We start from the raw sequence: 18,635 nt of genomic DNA, 5'->3' as shown, positions 1-18,635 counted from the left end.
TCCTCAGAACACAGGTAAGGGCAAGGCGCCCATGCGCGCGGCACCGCCGTTTTGCGCTTGATAGGCCTGCTCGCCGCCGGCCACGCAGGCCTCGACGTACTGCTGCCAGCCGTTTTCCTCCTGGGCGCTGGCGACGTAGCGCTTGAGGTGGTCCAGGTCCCAGCCGTAGTCCGACGGGCACGAAGTCGGGTGCGCGCCCAGCGGGGCATGCACCACACCGGTGACCAGGTAGCGCTCGAAGGTGTTGGCGCGGGCCTGCTCGGCATCCAGCGACAGGCGCTCGTGCAAGCGCTCGCAGGAGACGAAGCACTGCTGGGCGGCGCGGGCGAACAGGTGGTCGAAGTACGGGTCCGGGCCGGTCACCAGGCAGTTGCCCAGGCGGTCGGCGTCGTTGACGTGGAGGAAGGCCACATCCAGGTTCAGCGCCGGCATGGCCAGCAACACCTCGCCATCGTCATAGGGCGAACGCACGGTCTTGAGCGTTGGGTTGAGCCGCGTCACGTCGGTGGCCAGGCCGCAGCGGGTGGGCAGGAACGGCAAGCGCATGCCCGCCGCCCGCAGCCCCCACTGGAACATGCCCTCGTCCAGCTCCAGCAGCGCCATCTCGCCGGCTTCGCGGGCCTTGCGGTAATAAGGTTCGAGGGGGATGGCGTCGAGGGTGACGAAGCCGAACACCAGCTTGCGCACCTTGCCGGCAGCGCACAGCATGCCCACCTCGGGGCCGCCATAGGCGACCACGGTCAGGTCCTTGACCGGCGAGCGCAAGATCTCGCGCACGATCGCCATCGGCTTGCGTCGCGGCCCCCAGCCACCGAAGCCGAGGGTCATGCCGTCGCGCAACTGGGCGACCGCGTCGGCTGCCGTGAGTTGTTTGTTCATGTCATTGCTCCTTACTGGCGGCCGACCGAGAAGTCGTGGCCCCAGATGCTCACGCGGGTGAATTCGAAGGCCGAGTGTTCGGCCCAGTCGACCTGCAGTCCGCCAAAGCCGTATTCCAGGTCGAAACCGGACGGCGTCTTCATGTAGAAACTGGTCATGCGGTCGTTCAGGTGCTGGCCGAGGGTCGCCGACAACTGCCCACCATTGGCCTGCAGGCGGTCGTGGGCACGGCCGACCTCGGTCATCGAGTCCACCTCGACCATCACGTGCACGCAGCCGGACGGTACCGGGTACTCGGCCAGGGCCAGGCTGTGGTGGCGGGCATTGCGGCAATGCAGGAAGTGGATACGCACCGGCGGCGCTGCCGGGTCGGGGCGGAAGTTGAAGATGTCCGACAGGCCGAAGCCGAGCACGTCCTTGGCGAACGCCAGCGTGGCGTCGAATTCCGGCGCCGGCAGCACGGTGTGGCCCAGGCCCATGTCACCGGTGATGAAACGCGGCACACCTTGCGGGGACACGAATGGCAGGCAGTCGGAGCGGTGGCCCCAGCTCAGTTCATGGTGGTTGCCGGACGGGTCGGTGACCGTCACCAGGGCCTGCACACCGCGCTGCTCGAGGGCCTGCGCCGTGCCGGCCTGCCATTGCACGCCACAGCGTTCCAGATGCTGCAGCGCTTGCTCGAACGCGTGCTCCGAGGCCAGTTCCCAGCCGCTGGCCAGGTAGCGCGGGCTGTCGCCTTCGACGACCAGCATGCGGAACGGGCGCTCGTCCATCTTCACGTACAGGCCGCCACCGGGTGCCGGTTGCACCTGCATGCCCAGCACATCTTCGGCGTAGCGTTGCCACTGGCTGAGGTTCTCGATCTGCGAGACGAAGTAGCTCAAACCGCGAATGTCGATCATGCCCGGGTTCCTCCTGGCTCAAGTCGTTGCCTGGGGAACATTGTGCAAAGTGACGCGGTAGTGCTCATCGTCCGTTGAGACTACGCAGCCCGTACGCTGCGGCGACGGTTGCAGGAGCGGATTTATCCGCGATGAATGCACCACGGTGCATGGCCGGGGCGTTGCCCCGGATCGCGGATGAATCCGCTCCTACTAGTCCGTTTCAATGATTCGCCGACAAAAACCAGCCTCCTAGACTCGGGCATCCCTCCGTCCTGCAAGAGATGCCCCCATGGAGTTTGCCTTTACCCCCGAACAGTTGATGATTCGCGACAGCGCCGAGCGCTTCCTCGCCCAGGCCAGCGACTCGCATGCGGTGCGCACAGCCATGGGCCATGCCGACGGGTACGACGCCGCACTGTGCCGGCGGATCGGCCAGGAGTTGTACTGGCCCGCCTTGCTGGTCCCCGAGGCCTGGGGCGGGATGGGCCTGGGCTTCGTCGAGCTGGCGGTATTGATGGAGCAATGCGGGCGCTTTCTGCTCGGATCGCCGCTGTTCGCCACCACCTGCCTGGCCACCCCGGCGCTGTTGCTGGCCGACAACCCGGCGCTGCAGGCGCACTGGCTGGGTGCCATCGCCAGTGGTGAGGCCAGCGCCACCCTGGCCTGCGCGTTGGACCCTGCGCAGGTGCAGCTGGAGGCCGTGGCCCATGCCGGTGGCTACACGCTCAGCGGCACGCATGCCCAGGTGATCGATGGCGCCCAGGCCGACCTGCTGCTGGTGCCCGCACGCGCCCCAGGCACTGCGGGCGAACAGGGCATCAGCCTGTTCGCCCTGCCCGCCGACACCCCGGGTCTGCTGCGCAGCCCCCTGCCAACCCTCGACCAGACCCGCCGCCTGGCGCGCCTGGAGCTGCACCAGGTTCACCTCGGCGAGGCGCAGCTGCTGTGCAGCGCAGGCCAGGCCTGGCCCGTGCTGCGCGATGCCATGCGCATCGGCGCCATCGGCCTGGCCGCCGAGCAGCTCGGCGGCGCCCAGCAGGCGCTGGACCTGACCCTGGCGTACATCAACGAGCGCCGCCAGTTCGGCCGCGCCATCGCCAGTTTCCAGGCGATCAAGCACCGCTGCGCCGACATGATGCTGCAGGTGGAATGCGCACGCTCGGCAGTGTGGTATGCGGCCTGCGTGGCCCGCGAGTGCCTCGCCGAGGATGGCGACCGCGCCGTTGCCGGCGAGCTGCTGGCGGCCGCGGCCACGGCCAAGGCCCATGCCAGCGAAGCGTTCTTCCACTGCGCGGCCGAGTCGATCCAGCTGCACGGTGGCGTCGGTTTTACCTGGGAGTACGACCCGCACCTTTATTTCAAACGCGCCAGGGCCAGCGAACAATTGCTGGGCACCCCGGCCTGGCATCGTGAGCGCCTGGCGGCGCAGTTATTCGGAGAACAGGCATGAAGATTGGATTCAGCAGTGCGGACGAAGCGTTTCGCGAGGAGATCGCCAGCTGGCTGACCCGCCATCTGCAGGGAGCGTTCGCGGCCCTGCGCTTTCGAGGCGGCCCGGGCGACGAGCACAGCTTCCCCGCCGAACGCAAGGCGTGGGAACGCGAACTGGCCGCCGGAGGCTGGGTAGGTGTGGGCTGGAAACCCGAGGATGGCGGGCGTGGTTTGAGCATCAGCCAGCAGGTGATCTTCCATGAAGAATATGCCCGCGCTGGCGGGCCCGGGCGCATGGGGCATATTGGCGAAGGTCTGGTGGGACCGACCCTGGCTGCGTTCGGCACCCTTGCACAACGGCAACGCCTGTTGCCGGGCATACGCGAAGGTCGCCAGTTCTGGTGCCAGGGCTATTCCGAACCGGGTGCAGGTTCCGACCTTGCCAATGTACAGACACGCGCCCGCCTCGATGCCCGTGGCGAGCACTGGCTGATCAGCGGCCAGAAGGTCTGGACCTCGTTGGCCCACGAGGCCGACTGGTGTTTCGTGCTGGCCCGTACCGAGCCCGGCAGTGTTGGCCATCAGGGCCTGTCGTTCCTGCTGGTGCCGATGGACCAGGCCGGCATCCGCGTGCAGCCGATCCAGCAACTGACCGGCACCTGCGAATTCAACGAAGTGTTCTTCGACCAGGCTGTCACCTCGGTCGACAACCTGGTTGGCCAGCCCGGCGACGGCTGGAAGATCGCCATGGCCTTGCTGGGCTTCGAGCGCGGCGTGTCGACGCTGGGCCAGCAGATGCAGTTTCACAACGAGCTGGAAGAGGTGATTCGCCTGGCCCAGGCAAACGGCGCCGCGCGTGATCCGCTGCTGCGCCAGCGCATCGCCCAGGCCTGGTCGGGGCTCAAGGTGCTGCGCTACAACTCGCTGCGCATGCTGTCCGGGCCGCAGGATGGCAGCCTGTGCCGCGAGGCGATGATTTACAAGCTGGCCTGGTCGAATTGGCATGTCGAGCTGGGCAAGCTGGCCATGGATGTGCTGGGCGATGCCGGCGAGGTGCTGGCGTCGGCGCCTTATGGGTTGAACCGGTTGCAGGCGCTGTTCCTGTTTACCCGGGCGGACACCATCTATGGGGGGAGTAACGAGATACAGCGCAATGTGATCGCCGAGCGGGCGTTGGGCATGCCTCGCGAGCCGAAGCTGCGCTAGGGCTGGCGGCGTTCGTCCCGGCCTCATCGCCGGCAAGCCGGCTCCCACAGGGATCTCTGGAACACCACGAATCCCTTGTGGGAGCCGGCTTGCCGGCGATGAGGCCAGGCCTGCTGACTCGAACCAATTCAACGCACCCGGATCTTCGGGTCGCCCGCCCCCCGCCGCAACCCCGCCAAGAACCCTTCCAATGGCGCCGGCTCCGCCACCTGCGGCAGCGCATCCTTGTCCGGCCGCTGGGCCCAGAACGCATCCCACGACGGGAACAGCTCATGGAAACTCCCGGCATAGGGCTCACGCCCCGGCCAGCGCATCTTCAAACCTCCGATCGGCGGCTTGTTCAGGTCGGTGGCGTACCAGTAGCACGGCAACCGCCGCCTGAAACACCAACGCCCATCGATGCGCTCGTAGTCGTCCCAGTACAGCATCTGCATGATCACCCACTCAGGCCCGGTCTCATGCTCGTTCTTCGAATACACCACCCCGGTAGCATGATCCGGGTCGCTGAATTCGATGATGTGCTGGCCCAAATGATGCGAGGTGCCGTGAAACTGCTTGCGCATGGTCTCGTCCAGCCACGCCTTCAGATGCGCACGGCCATGCTTGTCCCGGCCGACCCGCACATCCTCGGCAAAGCAGTTGGCCATGGCGTCCATGTCGCGCATGTCCAGGGCCAGGGCGTACTTGCCGGCCAGCTGGCGGATCGCATCCAGCGACTCCAGGCGATCGAGGCGCTGCAGCAGCGATGGCTCGTCCCTGTTCATCATTCCAGCACCGTGTACAGGTCGGAGCTGCGCCCGCCGTCCACCGCCAGGCTCGCCCCGGTCACGTAGGAGGCCTCGTCGCTGGCCAGGAACAGAATGGCATTGGCCAGCTCGACCGGCAGGCCGACGCGGCGCATGGGGATGACTTTCTCGGTATTGGCGCGGGCCTTGGCATCGCCCAGCATGCCAGCGGTGGCCGGTGTATCGACCACGCCGGGGATGATCACGTTGCAGCGGATATTGTGCGGTGCGCCTTCGCTGGCCGCCGCGCGGCTGAAGTTGATTACCGCCGCCTTGGCCGCCGAGTAGCCGGCCATCCAGGCCGTGCCGAACACCCCGCAGATGGACGCGATGTTGACGATCGAGCCGCCCTTGCCCTGCATCAGCTGCATCGCCGTGCGGGTACCCCAGAAGGTGCCGTCCACCGTGGTGGCGAAGTTGGCGTGCCAGTCGGCGGTGGTCATGCTGTCGATGCCGCCCCAGGTGTAGGCCATGGCGTTGTTCACCAGGATGTCCAGGCGCCCGTGGCGCTGGGCGGTGCCTTGCAGGGCGGCGACGTAGGCCTGTTCGTCACTGACATCGGCGACCGCGACCTCGGCCCGACCGCCCTGGGCCAGGATCTGCTCCTTCACGCCTTCCAGCGGTGGCGCCTGGCGCCCGCACAGCACCACCAGTGCCCCCTCCTCGGCGAACCGCAGCGCGGTCGCCGCGCCAATTCCCGATCCAGCGCCGGTCACGAACGCGACCTTGTCTTGCAGACGTTTGCTCATCCACTGCTCTCCTCAGATAAAGGCCATGCCGCCGTTGACGGCGATGTTCTGGCCGGTGATGAAACTGGCGTCCTCACTGGCCAGGAAGACCGCCACGCGGGCGATCTCGTCGGTTTCGCACATGCGCCCCAGCGGCACGTTCTTGAGCAGCGCCTGCATGTGTTCCTCGGGGATGCCAGCCATCATCGGGGTGTTGGTCGGGCCGGGCACCAGGGTATTGACGCGGATCCCCTGCCCCGCGAGCTCGCGGGCGATCGAGCGGGTCAGGCCCATGACCGCGGCTTTCGACGCGCAGTAGTGGCTTGGCCCCTCGCCGGTCAGCGCGGCGGTGCTGGAGAGGTTGATCAGCACGCCCTGGCGCTTGCCCTTGACCATCAGCCGCGCCCCTTCGCGGCAGCACAGGAAGGTGCCGCCGAGGTTCACCCCGAGCACCCGCGCCCAGCTGTCGTCCGGTGTATCGAGGAAGCTGTCCAGCGCACCGACGCCGGCGTTGTTGACCACGATGTCGAGGCCACCGAAATGGGCTTCGACTGCGCCCATGGCATCGGCCACGGACGCCGCGTCAGCCACGTTGCAGCTCAGGGCGAGCACCTGTTCGCCCAGGTCCGCCAGCCCTGCGGCCAGCGCCGTCTGGTCGAGGTCGACCGCCACCACCTTGGCCCCTTCGGCGACGAAGCGGCGCACGATGGCCTGGCCCATGCCTTGCCCGGCACCGGTGACGAAGGCCACTTTGTTCTGCAGTTTCATAGCGTTCTCCTTGGTTTGAAGCGCGTAGGTCTGCCCCATCATTGGCCCGCGGCGAACGGCAGGCATCGTCCGATAGGACTAACGCCCCGGCCCCGCGTGGTCTGAACGGACGATGTGAGCTTGTGCTGCACGGCACAGGATCCAAGGGCTGCATGCCGGACATGCAGCCCCTCAACCTGTGCACTCTGGAGAAACTGCATGAACCAACCCGTCGACCTGCCTCTACCCACCGGGCACTACGCAACCCTCGCCAATGGCCTGCGCCTGCACTACCTGGACGAAGGCAGCGGGCCGGTGGTGCTGTGGCTGCACGGCAGCGGCCCCGGTGCCAGCGGCTACAGCAACTTCAAGGGCAATTACCCCGCGCTGGCTGATGCCGGCTACCGCAATATCCTGCTCGACCTGCCCGGCTTCGGCCGTTCGGACAAACCCGAGGATGTGCGTTACGAACTGGATTTCTTCGTCGATTGCGTCGCCGAATTTCTCGCCCGGATTGGCGTTACCCGCTGCACCATTCTGGGCAACTCGTTGGGTGGCGCCATTGCCCTGGGCCTGGCGCTGCGCTGCCCGCAGCTGGCGGAGCGGCTGGTGCTACTGGCACCGGGTGGCGTCGAAGAGCGTGAGACCTACTTCCAGATGCCGGGCATTGTGCGCATGGTCGGCCTGTTCAGCGCAGGCCCCATCGGCCTTGAAGAGATGCGCAGCATGATGAGCCTGCAGCTGTTCGACGACTCGATCCTGCCGGAGGAGCTGCTGCTGGAGCGGGTGGCGGTGGCGGTGACGCAGCCGAAGAACCTGTTCAGCACCATGCTGGTGCCGAACATGCGCGCGCGGCTGGGTGAGATCGAGTGCCCGATTTTCGGCTTCTGGGGCAGCAACGACCATTTCAACCCGGTCAGTGGTGCCCAGTACATCATTGACGGCGCGCGGCAGGCGCGGTTCATCGTGCTCAACCGCTGCGGGCATTGGGTGCAGGTGGAGCACCGCGAGCTGTTCAACCGCAGCTGCCTGGACTTCCTGCAGCACGGGTGATCTGGGGGCTCATCGCGGATGAATCCGCTCCTACAGGCCAGGCGCTGAACCTGTAGGAGCGGATTCATCCGCGAAGGGCCCTGAAGGTCACCCCCCAGCTCGCTGACTGTTCAACAGCGCATCCCCCGGCCGCCCCAGCACACACGAAGTCCCCCCCGGCGTATACATCATCGCCACACACCGGTTGCACGCCGTGCAGATCGAATTGCGGCTCGCCCCACTGCCCAGCTTGTTCACATAATCAGGCTCGGCAATCAGCACCCGCCCCATCGCCACCAGATCAAACCCTTCGGCCATCACCTGCTCGATGCTCGCCAGGCTCTTGGCCCCGCCCAGGTACGCCAGCGGCATCTTCACCGCCGCACGCACCTTGCGCGCATGCTCCAGCAGGTACAACTCGCGAAACTCCACCACCGGGTCCATGCGCCGCTGGATCGCCATGGCCAGCGCAATCACCGGGTTCTTCTGCTGCACCCGGTTCTCCTTGGGGAAGGACGAACCAAACATGGTAGTGATCGACTCGGCGTTCATCCCGGCACTGAGCACCAGCAGGTGCGCGCCTTCCTCCTCCAGCATGCGCGCGATCCTGGCGCCGTCGTCGGCGCTGTTACCGGCACGCACGCCCTCGGTGATGCTGTACTTGCACACCACCGCCAGATCCTGCCCCACCGCGTCGAGCACCGCGCGCAGCACCCGGCGCGGAAAGCGCAGGCGGTTTTCCAGGCTGCCGCCGTACTGGTCGCGGCGCTTGTTGTACAGCGGCGAAATGAACTGGCTGAGCAGGTAGCCGTGGCCCATGTGGATTTCAACGGCATCGAACCCGGCTTCGCGGGCCAGGCGCGCGCCCTGGGCAAAATCCCGTACCACCTGCTGCATGTCCGCTTCGTTCATCGCCTGCTTGAGGAACATGCCGCTCATCATGCCGATCTTGTTGAACCCCCCGCTGGCCGACAGCGGCCGTGCGGTGGAGCGCTCGCGGATGAAGGTGAAGCAACCGCCATGGGTGATCTGCGCGCTGGCCAGGCCGCCCTCGCGGTGCACGGCCTCGGTCAGGGCCTTGAAGTGCGGCAGGCTTTCGCGCTCCAGAATCAGCTGGTTGGGCAGCGTGCGGCCGTCGCGGCTGACCGCGCAGTAGGCCACGGTGGTCAACGCCACGCCGCCCTTGGCCAGGTTGGCGTGCAGCTGGGCCAGCTGCCGGGACGGCACGCCACCGGCACTCATGCCTTCGTTGGTGGCGGCCTTGATGAAGCGGTTGTGGAGCGTCAGCGGGCCGATGCTGACGGGGCTGAACGGGGATGCTGGCGTAGTCGGGTTCATGGCAGGCCGAGTCCTCGGTGAATGATAGGAAACCCGGCCAGGTCCACCGCAGGCGGACCTTCGCCGGGGCAAGGTGTGGCTCAGAAGGTGTACTTGGCGTTGAGCGACACGTAGTCGCGGTCGGCCAGCAGGCGACCCTGGGCGACATCCGGGGAGCTCAGGTAGGCGACGTAGGTCAGGCCCACCTGGAAGTTGCCCAGGTACTTGAAGTCGCCGCCCACGGTCAGGCGTTTTTCATCGCGGCCCAGGCCCTGGTAGGCGCTGCCGTCGACACTCTGCTGCCAGACCACCCGGGTGGTCAGGTCCAGGCCGTTGGCGATGGACGGGTAGTCCATGTAGGCACCCACGCCTAGCAGCGTCGAGCCGCGGGTCTGGGTGGCCGATTCGAAGTCGTCGAAACTGCCGTCCACGCCCGGGCCGCCGCCCGATACCACCAGGGTGTCGACCCCGGCGATGTGCTGGTGCACCACCTCCCCCATGAAGGTGGTTTGCTGGGCCAGCCAGCTCGGGCCGAGGATGTACGAGGCGTTGAGGTTGCCCTGCCAGATCTGCCCGGTGGTGGGCGCGCCGTTGTTCAGGTACACCGATGCCCCGTCGCGGTAGCTGAGGTCGCCGGCATATTGCACCGCGTCACCAATCTTGGAGCTGAAACTGACCCCGGTCAGTTCGACATCCTCGAAGTAGCCCATGCGGTAGGCCGGCGCCGCGCCGGGGTTGGAACGCTGGCTGATGCGTGAATTCGACGAGTAGCGGGTCTGCCCGGTGAAGTCGAAGAACAGCGAGCCGACCCGCTCGTGGTAGCGGTAATGGAACAGCCCCACCTCGGTGTTCTCGGTGATCCGGTAGCGCACCCCCACGCCCCACTGGCCGCTGTCGCGCGGCTTGACCTCGCCGGCATAGTTGACCCCGGTGAAGCTCTTGTCCGGCAGGCTTTCGATCACCCCGGGGCTGAGCCGGAAGAACTCTGCACCCGGGCCGAAGGTGTCACTGCCAAAGTAGTCGCCCACCGGGTTGAGCTGGGTCTTCTCCCACTCGTACTGGTAGAAGCCAACCAGCGCCAGGTCCTCGTTCAGCGACCAGGACGCCGACACCTGGCCCACCGGCAGGTAGGCATCCTTGGCCTCGGTGCCCGGCACGTTGAACTTGGTCGCATCCACCGGCGCCTGGCCCTGGCTGATGTTGGCCCAGAACAGGCTCTCGCCCCAGGCCACCAGGTGGCGCCCGGCCTTGACCGACAGGTACTGGGTGTCGCCCAGCTGGTAGTTGCCGTACACGTAGGCGTCCAGCAGCCGCGCCTTGCTGCCGCTCAAGCGCCGGGTGTCCTCGACGAAGCCATCGGCGCGGCCGATCTTGTTCACCGTCAGGGGCGAGTCGTTGTCGTTGCGCTGGTGGTAGACGTCATCGTAGAAGTGGCTGCCGCGCAGCACCGCGCCGACGTTGTCGTGGCGCAGGCGCAATTCGCCGAACAGGCTGACCCGGTTGGTGATCAGCCCGCCGCGCTTGAAGTTGCGCGTGCCGTCGTCATTGTTGATGTCGTCGAGGTACTGCTGGGCCTGCTTGGCGGTACGCACGGAGGCTGTGTAGTTGACCGTGAGCGACGACTCCAGGGTGGTGTCCTCGCCCAGCTCCAGGGTCGGCCCAGCGCTGACGTTGCCACTGGCAACGCCAATGGCCATGGCCAACCAGCTGCGCCGCCCGAACCCTTTGGCTGCGCCTTGCGCCGGCCACTTCGACATAGACATGCTGCTCTCCTTCTCTTGTTATTGTTGCGGTGTGCCGAAGCAGACTGGAACACCGCTGGCTGGCGCACATCGTCCGTTTGGTGAAACCGCCACGGCCGCCCTCAGGCCTGGGCCAGCGCCGCCCGCAGGTCGTTCTTGGCCACCTTGTTCGAAGGGTTCAGCGGCAACGCTGAGAAGAAGCGCACCTGGCGCGGCACCTTGTAGTTGGCCATGCGTTCGCGGCTCCAGCCGATCAGCTCCTGCTCGCCCAGCTGCTGCCCTTGGCGCAGCACCACGCAGGCGCAGCCCACCTCGCCCATGCGCGCATCGGCAATGCCGACCACCGCCACCTGGGCGATGGCCGGGTGGCCGAGCAACGCCGCCTCGATCTCGGCCGGGTAGCAGTTGAAGCCGCCGACGATGTACATGTCCTTGAGGCGGTCGGTGATGACCAGGTTGCCGGCGGGGTCCAGGCAACCGACATCGCCGGTGTGCAGCCAGCCCTCGGCATCGATGGCCTCGGCGGTGGCAGCCGGGTCCTGGAAGTAGCCCTGCATGATGTGGAAGCCGCGCAGGCAGATTTCCCCGGTCTGGCCCTGGGCCAGGCTGCCGTTGTCGGGGCCGCGGATGCTCACTTCGGTGCCCGGCAACGGCTGGCCGCTGGTACCGGCGATCACCTCGGCCGAGGCCTGCGGGTCGCACAGGGTCGCCAGGCCGCCGCATTCGGTCAGGCCGTACGCGGTGGTCACCACGCTGAACCCCAGCTCGCTGCGCATGCGCTCGATCAGGCTGGGCGGGATGCTCGCCGAACCGGTCACGGCAACCCGCAGGCTCGACAGGTCGGTTTCGGCCAGGCGTGGGTGGGCCAGCAGCGACAGGTACAAGGTCGGCGCGCCCGGTAGCACCGTGACCCGATCGCGGGCAATGCGCTCGAACACCACTTCGGCGTCGAACACGGCATGGGGCAGGATGGTCGCCCCGGCGATCAGGCACGTCAGCCAGCCCGCCTTGTAGCCGAAGGCATGGAAGAACGGGTTGACGATCAGGTAACGGTCACCCGGCCCCAGCCCCAGCACCCGCACATACTCGGTAAAGGCGCGCAGGTTCTGCCCGTGGGCACTCATCACACCCTTGGGCTTGCCGGTGGTGCCCGAGGTGAACAGCAGGTCGCAGACCGCCTCGGGGGCGATGCACAGCGCGCGCCGCTCGGCGGTGAGCTTCTCGATGGTCGCGGCCCCGGCCAGGAACTGCGCGTAGCTCAGGTCGTGCGCCGGCAGCACCTGGTCGCAAGCGAACACCACCTGGTGCTCCAGGGTCGCCGGACGCTGGGGGGCGAGCAGCGCCGGGTAGTCGACATCGAGGAACCGCTGCTGCACGAACAGCACCCGACAGCCGCTGCGCGCCAGCACGTCGGCGGCCTCGGCACCCTTCATGCGGGTATTGATCGGCACCAGCACGGCGCCGGCGCAGTGGATGCCCAGGGCCGCGAGAATCCACTCGCGGCTGTTCGGCGCCCACAGGCCGACCCGGTCGCCCGGCTGGATGCCCAGGGCCATCAGGCCACGGGTCACCTGCAAGGCCTGCTCCGGCAGGTCGGCGTAATCCAGGCGCATGCCGTTTTCCTCGATGGCGGCAACGCCTGCATAACGCTGGGCGCTGTCGAACAGCAGCCGGGCGATGGTGGCGGGCGGGGTCAGGGTCGAATTCAGGCTCTGGTTCATAGGCGTCACTCGGGAAAACGGATACGCAGGTGGGGGCTGGTCGGCACGGCCTGGCAGGCCAGAATCCAGCCTTCGGCCAGTTCGCCGGCATCCAGGGCATCGTTGTGCAGCAATTCGATCTCGCCCTGCTCCAGGGTGCACATGCAGGAGGCGCAGCCCCCTACCCGGCAGGCACTGGGCGGGTTGAGGCCGGCGCGTTCCATGGCGGCCAGTACGGTCTCGCCGCTGTCGCAGGCCAGTTGGTGCTCCTGGCCGTCCAGGCGCACGGCCAGTTGCGCGGCCACGGCGGCGTCGCTCGCGGTGGCCAGTGGCGCCTCGCCCTCGCCGGGCAGCGACACGAAGCGCTCCACATGCACCCGCGCCGGCGGCACGCCAAGCTGCCGAAGGGCTTCGACGGCGGTGTCCATGAACGGCCCTGGCCCGCAGATGAAGGCCTGGGCGTCGATGAACGGCCGCGCCAGTTCAGCCAGCTGCGCCGCCACTGGAATGCCCTGCAACGCGTCGAGCCAGTGCACCACCTGCAGCCGTTGCGGGTGCACCGAGGCCAGCAGGCGCAACTCATCGCGAAAGATCACCGACTGCGCGTCGCGGTTGGCATAGATCAGCAGGATGCGCCCGGACCCGACCAGCAGCGCCGAGCGCAGGATCGACAGCACCGGCGTGATGCCGCTGCCGCCGCCGAACAACACCAGGTCGCCGTCCAGGTCGCGCGGCACGAACACCCCGGCCGGCGGCAACACGTCCAGGGTCTGGCCTTCCTGCAGGCTTTCGCACAGCCAGTTCGAGGCACGGCCGTCGCGCACGCGCTTGACGGTCACCCGCAGCGGCTCGTCCAGCAGCGGGGTGCTGGACAGCGAGTAGCAGCGCGGCAGCCAGCCCCCCTCGAAAGGCACCCGCAGCGTCAAGAACTGGCCCGGTTGGTAGCGGAAGCGCTGCACAAGCGCCTCCGGCACCTCGAACTCCAGGGAGCGGGCGTCGGCGGTCTCCTCGACCACCCGCGCCACTCGCAGGGCTAGGTATTCACTCATACGAACGGGTCCGGGTTGGGCAGGCCCAGTTGCACCGCGCCGAAGCTTCGCCCGTAAGCCATGAAGTTGTTGGCGATGTGCCCGCGGGCCTGGTGCAGGTCGCGGAACAGACGCGCCACCGGGTTGGTGTTGTACAAGCCCGACGCCGCCATGCTGCGCAGCAGGTCGCTGACCCGCTCGGCACAGATGTTGGTGACGTAGGAGGACTGGTAGCGGTACAGCAGGCGCGTTTCGGTGTCCGGGTAGTCGCCGGCACGGGCCAGGCCCATCAGGTGCTCGTAGTTGCGCTCGAGCACAAGCTTCAGGCAATCGACGGTGATCACCGCTTCCGCTACGGCCGTCTGGGCCACGGGATCATCGGCCGTGCGCGCACCGTGCTTGCCGATATGCTGCGCCGCGTTTTCGCGGAAGGTATTGATCGCGCCTTGCAGGGCGCCGATGGCCGAGGTCGACACCGCGCGAGAGAACACCTGGGCGAACGGGATCGCATAGATCGGGTTGGTATTGACCAGACGCCCCGGGGTGGCCTCGAGGGTCCAGTTGTTGGTGCGCTGCACGCGGTGGGCCGGCACGAAGGCATCCTCGACCACGATGTCATGGCTGCCGGTGCCGCGCAGGCCGAGCACGTCCCAGTTCGGCTCGATGCGGTAGTCGGCCCGTGGCAACAGGAAGGTGCCGTGTTCGCTGGAAAAATCACCATCGGCCGGGAGAATGCCGCCCAGCAGCACCCACTGGCAGTGCTCGCTGCCACTGGAGAAGCCCCAGCGCCCGCTGATGCGGTAGCCGCCCGGCACCACGGTGACCTTGGCCGACGGCATGTAGGTCGAGGAAATCAGGGCATTGTGGTCCTGCTCCCACACTTCGCGCTGCGCCTCGACCGGGTAGCGCGCCACCTGCCAGGGGTGCACGCCCATCACACCGTACACCCAGGCGGTCGACATGCAGCCCTCGGCGAGGATCATCTGGATTTCGAAGAAGGTCCGCGGGTCGACTTCATAGCCGCCGAAGGCGCGCGGTTGCAAGGCCCGCAGCAAGCCGGCCGACTGCAGCTCCTCGATGGTCTGGTCAGGGATCCGCAGGTCACGGTCGGCCTGCGCGGTACGTGCCTTGAGCAGCGGCACCAGGCGCCGTGCGCGTTCGATCAGCTCGACTTCTTCCTGGGTCTTTTCTCGCAAACTGTGCATCACTGGTTTCTCCCGATCTCGCTGCGCCACTGCGCGAGTTGAGGTCGATGATCGGGTTGCTCAAGGCAGGATTCATCGTCAAAGCGGACTAGGGCTTGACCGCGCTGCGGGCCGCGCCTGCGCTAGTCCGTTGAGACGATGCCGCGCGCCGCCTGCGCCGCGATAGTCTTCGTCATCCACAGCCCTGAGGAAGCACAGCCATGAGTATCCTGCAGCGATTTCGCCTCGACGGCAGCGTCGCCATCGTCACCGGCAGTGGCCGTGGCATTGGCCGCGCCATTGCCCTGGCCTATGCCGAAGCCGGCGCTGATGTCGTCTGCGCCGCCCGTTCCCTGGACGACGTGCAGGCGGTGGCCGAAGCAATCCGCGCCCTGGGCCGCAACGCCCTGGCGTTCGCCTGCGACGTCAACGACCCGGAGCAGCGTCAGGCGCTGGTCAGCCAGAGCCATGAGCACCTGGGCCGCATCACCCACCTGGTCAACAACGTCGGCGGTGGCGGCCCCAACGACCCGCTGGGCCTGAGCCCGGAGCAATTCGACGAGATCATGCGTTTCAACGTCTCCAGCGCCTACGCGTTCTGCCAGTTGTGCGTGCCGCTGATGCGCGAGGCCGGTGGCGGCAACATCGTCAACATAAGCTCGGTGGCGGCGCGCTACGCTCAGCGCCATTTCAGCGCCTACGGCACGGCCAAGGCGGCGCTCAGCCACCTGACCCGCCTGCTGGCCCAGGACTTCGCGCCGCAGGTGCGGGTCAATGCCGTGGCCCCCGGCCCAACCCTGACCGCCGCGCTCGCCGGCGTGATGCCGGCAGCGATGCGCCAGAGCATGGAGGCCAACACCCCGCTCAAGTGCCTGGGCACGCCCGAAGACATCGCCGCCGCCGCCCTGTACCTGGCCAGCCCCGCGTCCGCCTGGGTCACCGGCAAGATCATCGACGTCGACGGTGGCGCCGATTCCAGCGTCTGGGTGGGCTGAACCCCTTTTCTCAGGCCGGTACACCACGCTCGGACCGGCCCTTTTTATTCCTTACCGCAGAGAGCCCCGTCATGGACGCCCATCTGATCACAGCGCTCGGTGACGAGCTGTTCAACGCCCTTCGTGGCCGCACCACCTTGGCCCCCCTGACCCGCCGCTACCCGGCCATCACCCTCGACCAGGCCTACCGTATTTCCCTTGCATTCCTGCAGCGCCGTGAAGCGCTGGGTGAGCAGGTGATCGGCAAGAAGATCGGGGTGACCAGCCGTGCCGTGCAGGAAATGCTCGATGTCCACCAGCCTGACTTCGGTTTCCTGACCGACGCCATGCAGGTCGAAGACGGCAGCGACGTGAGCCTGGCCCAGCACCGGCTGATCCAGCCGCGCGCCGAAGGCGAGATCGCCTTCGTGCTCGGTGAAGACCTGCACGGGCCGGGCATCAGCGCCGACGACGTGCTGGCCGCGACCCAGTGGGTCATGCCCTGCTTCGAGATCGTCGATTCGCGCATCGACGCTTGGCAGATCCGCATCCAGGACACCGTGGCCGACAACGCCTCCTGCGGCGTGTTCGCCCTCGGCAGCCAGCGCATCGACCCGCGCACGCTGGACCTGGCCCGGGTCGAGATGCAGCTGCTGAAAAATGGCCAGCCGGCCGGCAACGGCCTGGGCTCGGCGGTGCAGGGCCACCCTTGCGCGGCGGTGGCCTGGCTGGCCAACACCCTGGGCGAGCTGGGCATCCCGTTCCGGCGCGGCGAAGTCATCCTTTCCGGCGCCCTGGCGCCCCTGGTACCGGTCGTGGCCGGCGACCGCATCAGCCTGAGCATGAGCGGGCTGGGCCAGTCCAGCCTGCACTTCGTGCCCTGACACCCCTCCCCTGGAGCCTTAGACATGAGCAAGAAGATCCGCTGTGCGTTGATCGGGCCAGGCAACATCGGCACCGACCTGTTGTACAAACTCAAACGTAGCGAGGTGCTGGAGCCGGTCTGGATGGTCGGCATCGAGGCCGGCTCCGAAGGCCTGGCGCGTGCCCGCGAGCTGGGCCTGAAGACCACCGCCGATGGCGTCGACGGCCTGCTCCCGCATGTGCTCGAAGACCGCATCCAGATCGCCTTCGATGCCACCTCGGCCTATGTGCATGCCGAGAACTCGCGCAAGCTCAACGCCCTGGGCGTGCTGATGATCGACCTGACCCCAGCGGCCATCGGCCCGTACTGCGTGCCCCCGGTCAACCTCAAGGCCAACCTTGGCCTGGGCGTGATGAACGTCAACATGGTCACCTGCGGTGGCCAGGCGACCATCCCGCTGGTGGCCGCGGTGTCCAGCGTGCAGCCGGTGGCGTATGCCGAGATCATCGCCACCGCCGCCTCGAAATCAGTGGGGCCCGGCACCCGCAAGAACATCGACGAGTTCACCCGCACCACTGCCAACGCGGTGGAACAGGTGGGCGGTGCCCGGCGCGGCAAGGCGATCATCATCATCAACCCCGCCGAGCCGCCGCTGATCATGCGCGACACCGTGCATTGCCTGACCGAAGACACGCCCGATGAACCGGCGATCCGCGCCGCGATCGACGCCATGATCCTCCAGGTACAGCGCTACGTGCCGGGCTACCGGCTGGTCAACGGCCCGGTGTTTGATGGCAACCGGGTGTCGATCTTCATGGAGGTCGAGGGCCTGGGCGACTACCTGCCGCGCTACGCCGGCAACCTCGACATCATGACCGCGGCAGCGGCGCGCACCGCCGAGCTGTTCGCCGAGGAAATCCTCAAGGGCGAGCTGGTGCTGCGCCCTGCCCCCACTGCACTGGCCTAAGGAGCGACCATGGATCTCACTGGCAAACGCATCACCGTACATGACATGTGCCTGCGCGACGGCATGCACCCCAAGCGCCACCAGATCAGCCTGGATGAAATGCAGCGCATCGCCTGCGGCCTGGATGCCGCCGGGGTACCGCTGATCGAGGTGACCCACGGCGATGGGCTGGGCGGCAGCTCGGTGAACTACGGCTTTCCCGCGCACAGCGACGAGCAGTACCTGTCGGCGGTGATCCCGCTGATGAAACAGGCCAAGGTTTCGGCGTTGCTGCTGCCGGGCATTGGCACTGTCGAGCACCTGAAGATGGCCCATGAGCTGGGGGTCAGCACCTTGCGCGTGGCCACGCACTGCACCGAGGCCGACGTCAGCGAGCAACACATCGCCCATGCCCGCCACCTGGGCATGGACACCGTGGGCTTTCTGATGATGGCGCACATGAACAGCGCCGAAGGCCTGGTCACCCAGGGCAAGCTGATGGAGAGCTACGGCGCCAACTGCATCTACCTGACCGATTCCGCCGGCTATCTGCTGCCGCATCAGGTCAGCGAGCGTGTAGCCGCGATGCGCGCCGCGCTGCGGCCGGAGACCGAGATCGGTTTCCACGGGCACCACAACCTGTCGATGGGCGTGGCCAACTCGATAGCTGCGATCGCCGCCGGTGCCAGCCGCATCGACGCCGCTTGCGCGGGGTTGGGCGCGGGCGCCGGGAATACGCCGATGGAAGTGCTGGTGGCGGTGTGCAAGCGCATGGGCATCGAGACCGGGGTGGATGTGTTCGCCATCCAGGATGTTGCCGAGGACCTGGTGGTGCCGATCATGGACTTTCCCATCCGCAGTGATCGTGATGCGCTGACCATGGGCTATGCCGGGGTGTACGGGTCGTTCTTGCTGTTCGCCAAGCGCGCCGAGCAGAAGTATGGCGTGTCGGCGCGGGAGATCCTGGTGGAGATGGGCCGGCGCGGCATGGTCGGTGGCCAGGAAGACATGATCGAAGACACCGCGATGACCCTGGCGCGCCAGCGCGCCTGACTGTAGTCAACCACTCCCACAGCTCAAAGCCAGTGGCGTTTGAGCTGCACCCCAAAAGTTGGACGCTGAGTGTGTAAGGCTACGCGGCCTGGGCTCTGTAAGCCACAGGGCTCAGGCCGCCGAGTTTCATCTTG

General features: G+C 67.1%; 17 protein-coding genes. 7 read left to right on the top strand and 10 right to left on the bottom strand.

The genetic code is table 11. The annotated features are described in order from the left end of the window. Positions 1–3: 3 nt before the first annotated feature. Complete coding sequence (locus ACIPZG_RS05065; RefSeq protein WP_400710940.1) at positions 4–879, bottom strand: CoA transferase subunit A; 876 nt, start codon at positions 877–879, stop codon at positions 4–6. An 11-nt stretch (positions 880–890) separates the two neighbouring features. Beyond that, positions 891–1,781, bottom strand: a complete 891-nt coding sequence (locus tag ACIPZG_RS05060; RefSeq protein WP_400710937.1) for a VOC family protein — start codon at positions 1,779–1,781, stop codon at positions 891–893. A gap of 271 nt (positions 1,782–2,052) precedes the next feature. On the opposite strand from ACIPZG_RS05060, the gene ACIPZG_RS05055 reads away from it, so the two are divergent. Together ACIPZG_RS05055 and ACIPZG_RS05050 are read left to right on the top strand one after the other, a co-directional pair. After that, positions 2,053–3,213, top strand: coding sequence for an acyl-CoA dehydrogenase family protein (locus ACIPZG_RS05055; protein ID WP_400710934.1), 1,161 nt, complete (start codon positions 2,053–2,055; stop codon positions 3,211–3,213). Continuing rightward, entirely contained in the window at positions 3,210–4,400 is a 1,191-nt protein-coding gene (locus tag ACIPZG_RS05050; RefSeq protein ID WP_400710931.1) for an acyl-CoA dehydrogenase family protein, read from the top strand. The genes ACIPZG_RS05055 and ACIPZG_RS05050 overlap by 4 nt, the downstream gene beginning before the upstream one ends. 128 nt (positions 4,401–4,528) lie before the next feature. Here ACIPZG_RS05050 and ACIPZG_RS05045 read toward each other — a convergent pair whose 3' ends face one another. The 3 genes from ACIPZG_RS05045 to ACIPZG_RS05035 are packed head-to-tail and all read right to left on the bottom strand — an operon-like array spanning position 4,529 to position 6,681. Continuing rightward, a complete protein-coding gene (locus ACIPZG_RS05045) occupies positions 4,529–5,164 on the bottom strand; it encodes a nuclear transport factor 2 family protein (protein ID WP_400710928.1) in 636 nt (211 codons plus the stop codon). Further along, positions 5,164–5,934 (bottom strand): SDR family NAD(P)-dependent oxidoreductase, encoded by a 771-nt coding sequence (locus ACIPZG_RS05040; RefSeq protein ID WP_400710925.1) that lies wholly within the window; start codon positions 5,932–5,934, stop codon positions 5,164–5,166. The genes ACIPZG_RS05045 and ACIPZG_RS05040 overlap by 1 nt, the downstream gene beginning before the upstream one ends. 12 nt (positions 5,935–5,946) lie before the next feature. Then, on the bottom strand, positions 5,947–6,681 hold the full coding sequence (locus ACIPZG_RS05035; RefSeq protein ID WP_008094774.1) for an SDR family NAD(P)-dependent oxidoreductase: 735 nt from the start codon (positions 6,679–6,681) through the stop codon (positions 5,947–5,949). Positions 6,682–6,879: 198 nt separating this feature from the next. On the opposite strand from ACIPZG_RS05035, the gene ACIPZG_RS05030 reads away from it, so the two are divergent. Further along, entirely contained in the window at positions 6,880–7,713 is an 834-nt protein-coding gene (locus tag ACIPZG_RS05030; RefSeq protein WP_400710922.1) for an alpha/beta fold hydrolase, read from the top strand. 87 nt (positions 7,714–7,800) lie between these two features. On the opposite strand, the gene ACIPZG_RS05025 is transcribed toward ACIPZG_RS05030, so the two are convergent. The 5 genes from ACIPZG_RS05025 to ACIPZG_RS05005 form a co-directional block, all read right to left on the bottom strand. After that, positions 7,801–9,030: an NADH:flavin oxidoreductase gene (locus ACIPZG_RS05025; RefSeq protein ID WP_400710919.1), complete on the bottom strand. Its 1,230-nt coding sequence runs from the start codon at positions 9,028–9,030 to the stop codon at positions 7,801–7,803. A gap of 80 nt (positions 9,031–9,110) precedes the next feature. Beyond that, a complete protein-coding gene (locus ACIPZG_RS05020; protein ID WP_400710916.1) occupies positions 9,111–10,772 on the bottom strand; it encodes a DUF1302 domain-containing protein in 1,662 nt (553 codons plus the stop codon). Positions 10,773–10,873: 101 nt separating this feature from the next. Further along, positions 10,874–12,472: a FadD3 family acyl-CoA ligase gene (locus ACIPZG_RS05015; RefSeq protein WP_400710913.1), complete on the bottom strand. Its 1,599-nt coding sequence runs from the start codon at positions 12,470–12,472 to the stop codon at positions 10,874–10,876. 5 nt (positions 12,473–12,477) lie between these two features. Further along, positions 12,478–13,500, bottom strand: coding sequence for a 2Fe-2S iron-sulfur cluster-binding protein (locus tag ACIPZG_RS05010; RefSeq protein ID WP_400710910.1), 1,023 nt, complete (start codon positions 13,498–13,500; stop codon positions 12,478–12,480). After that, positions 13,497–14,684 (bottom strand): acyl-CoA dehydrogenase family protein, encoded by a 1,188-nt coding sequence (locus ACIPZG_RS05005; protein ID WP_400710907.1) that lies wholly within the window; start codon positions 14,682–14,684, stop codon positions 13,497–13,499. The genes ACIPZG_RS05010 and ACIPZG_RS05005 overlap by 4 nt, the downstream gene beginning before the upstream one ends. Positions 14,685–14,884: 200 nt before the next feature. Between ACIPZG_RS05005 and ACIPZG_RS05000 the strand changes: the two genes are divergently transcribed. The 4 genes from ACIPZG_RS05000 (at position 14,885) to dmpG (ending at position 18,501) form a co-directional block, all read left to right on the top strand. Beyond that, a complete protein-coding gene (locus ACIPZG_RS05000) occupies positions 14,885–15,658 on the top strand; it encodes a glucose 1-dehydrogenase (protein ID WP_400710904.1) in 774 nt (257 codons plus the stop codon). 71 nt (positions 15,659–15,729) lie between these two features. Further along, positions 15,730–16,521, top strand: a complete 792-nt coding sequence (locus ACIPZG_RS04995; protein WP_400710901.1) for a fumarylacetoacetate hydrolase family protein — start codon at positions 15,730–15,732, stop codon at positions 16,519–16,521. Between the two features lie 24 nt (positions 16,522–16,545). Beyond that, entirely contained in the window at positions 16,546–17,469 is a 924-nt protein-coding gene (locus tag ACIPZG_RS04990; RefSeq protein ID WP_400710898.1) for an acetaldehyde dehydrogenase (acetylating), read from the top strand. A gap of 9 nt (positions 17,470–17,478) precedes the next feature. Continuing rightward, positions 17,479–18,501, top strand: a complete 1,023-nt coding sequence (gene dmpG, locus ACIPZG_RS04985; RefSeq protein ID WP_008094764.1) for a 4-hydroxy-2-oxovalerate aldolase — start codon at positions 17,479–17,481, stop codon at positions 18,499–18,501. The last annotated feature ends 134 nt before the right edge of the window (positions 18,502–18,635 follow it).

The sequence above is a fragment of the Pseudomonas sp. NPDC089395 genome (assembly GCF_044749525.1).
Taxonomy (GTDB): Bacteria; Pseudomonadota; Gammaproteobacteria; order Pseudomonadales; family Pseudomonadaceae; genus Aquipseudomonas.
This window is presented reverse-complemented; position numbering and strand designations above follow the sequence as displayed.

Bases quoted from the DNA above. Each gene is read 5' to 3' on its own strand.
- ACIPZG_RS05015 (WP_400710913.1), bottom strand. From the start codon at position 12,472: ATGAACCAGAGCCTGAATTCGACCCTGACCCCGCCCGCCACCATCGCC.
- ACIPZG_RS04995 (WP_400710901.1), top strand. From the start codon at position 15,730: ATGGACGCCCATCTGATCACAGCGCTCGGTGACGAGCTGTTCAACGCC.
- ACIPZG_RS05030 (WP_400710922.1), top strand. From the start codon at position 6,880: ATGAACCAACCCGTCGACCTGCCTCTACCCACCGGGCACTACGCAACC.
- ACIPZG_RS05000 (WP_400710904.1), top strand. From the start codon at position 14,885: ATGAGTATCCTGCAGCGATTTCGCCTCGACGGCAGCGTCGCCATCGTC.
- ACIPZG_RS05050 (WP_400710931.1), top strand. From the start codon at position 3,210: ATGAAGATTGGATTCAGCAGTGCGGACGAAGCGTTTCGCGAGGAGATC.
- ACIPZG_RS04990 (WP_400710898.1), top strand. From the start codon at position 16,546: ATGAGCAAGAAGATCCGCTGTGCGTTGATCGGGCCAGGCAACATCGGC.
- ACIPZG_RS05005 (WP_400710907.1), bottom strand. From the start codon at position 14,684: ATGCACAGTTTGCGAGAAAAGACCCAGGAAGAAGTCGAGCTGATCGAA.
- ACIPZG_RS05025 (WP_400710919.1), bottom strand. From the start codon at position 9,030: ATGAACCCGACTACGCCAGCATCCCCGTTCAGCCCCGTCAGCATCGGC.
- ACIPZG_RS05035 (WP_008094774.1), bottom strand. From the start codon at position 6,681: ATGAAACTGCAGAACAAAGTGGCCTTCGTCACCGGTGCCGGGCAAGGC.
- ACIPZG_RS05020 (WP_400710916.1), bottom strand. From the start codon at position 10,772: ATGTCTATGTCGAAGTGGCCGGCGCAAGGCGCAGCCAAAGGGTTCGGG.
- dmpG (WP_008094764.1), top strand. From the start codon at position 17,479: ATGGATCTCACTGGCAAACGCATCACCGTACATGACATGTGCCTGCGC.
- ACIPZG_RS05045 (WP_400710928.1), bottom strand. From the start codon at position 5,164: ATGAACAGGGACGAGCCATCGCTGCTGCAGCGCCTCGATCGCCTGGAG.
- ACIPZG_RS05060 (WP_400710937.1), bottom strand. From the start codon at position 1,781: ATGATCGACATTCGCGGTTTGAGCTACTTCGTCTCGCAGATCGAGAAC.
- ACIPZG_RS05040 (WP_400710925.1), bottom strand. From the start codon at position 5,934: ATGAGCAAACGTCTGCAAGACAAGGTCGCGTTCGTGACCGGCGCTGGA.
- ACIPZG_RS05055 (WP_400710934.1), top strand. From the start codon at position 2,053: ATGGAGTTTGCCTTTACCCCCGAACAGTTGATGATTCGCGACAGCGCC.
- ACIPZG_RS05010 (WP_400710910.1), bottom strand. From the start codon at position 13,500: ATGAGTGAATACCTAGCCCTGCGAGTGGCGCGGGTGGTCGAGGAGACC.
- ACIPZG_RS05065 (WP_400710940.1), bottom strand. From the start codon at position 879: ATGAACAAACAACTCACGGCAGCCGACGCGGTCGCCCAGTTGCGCGAC.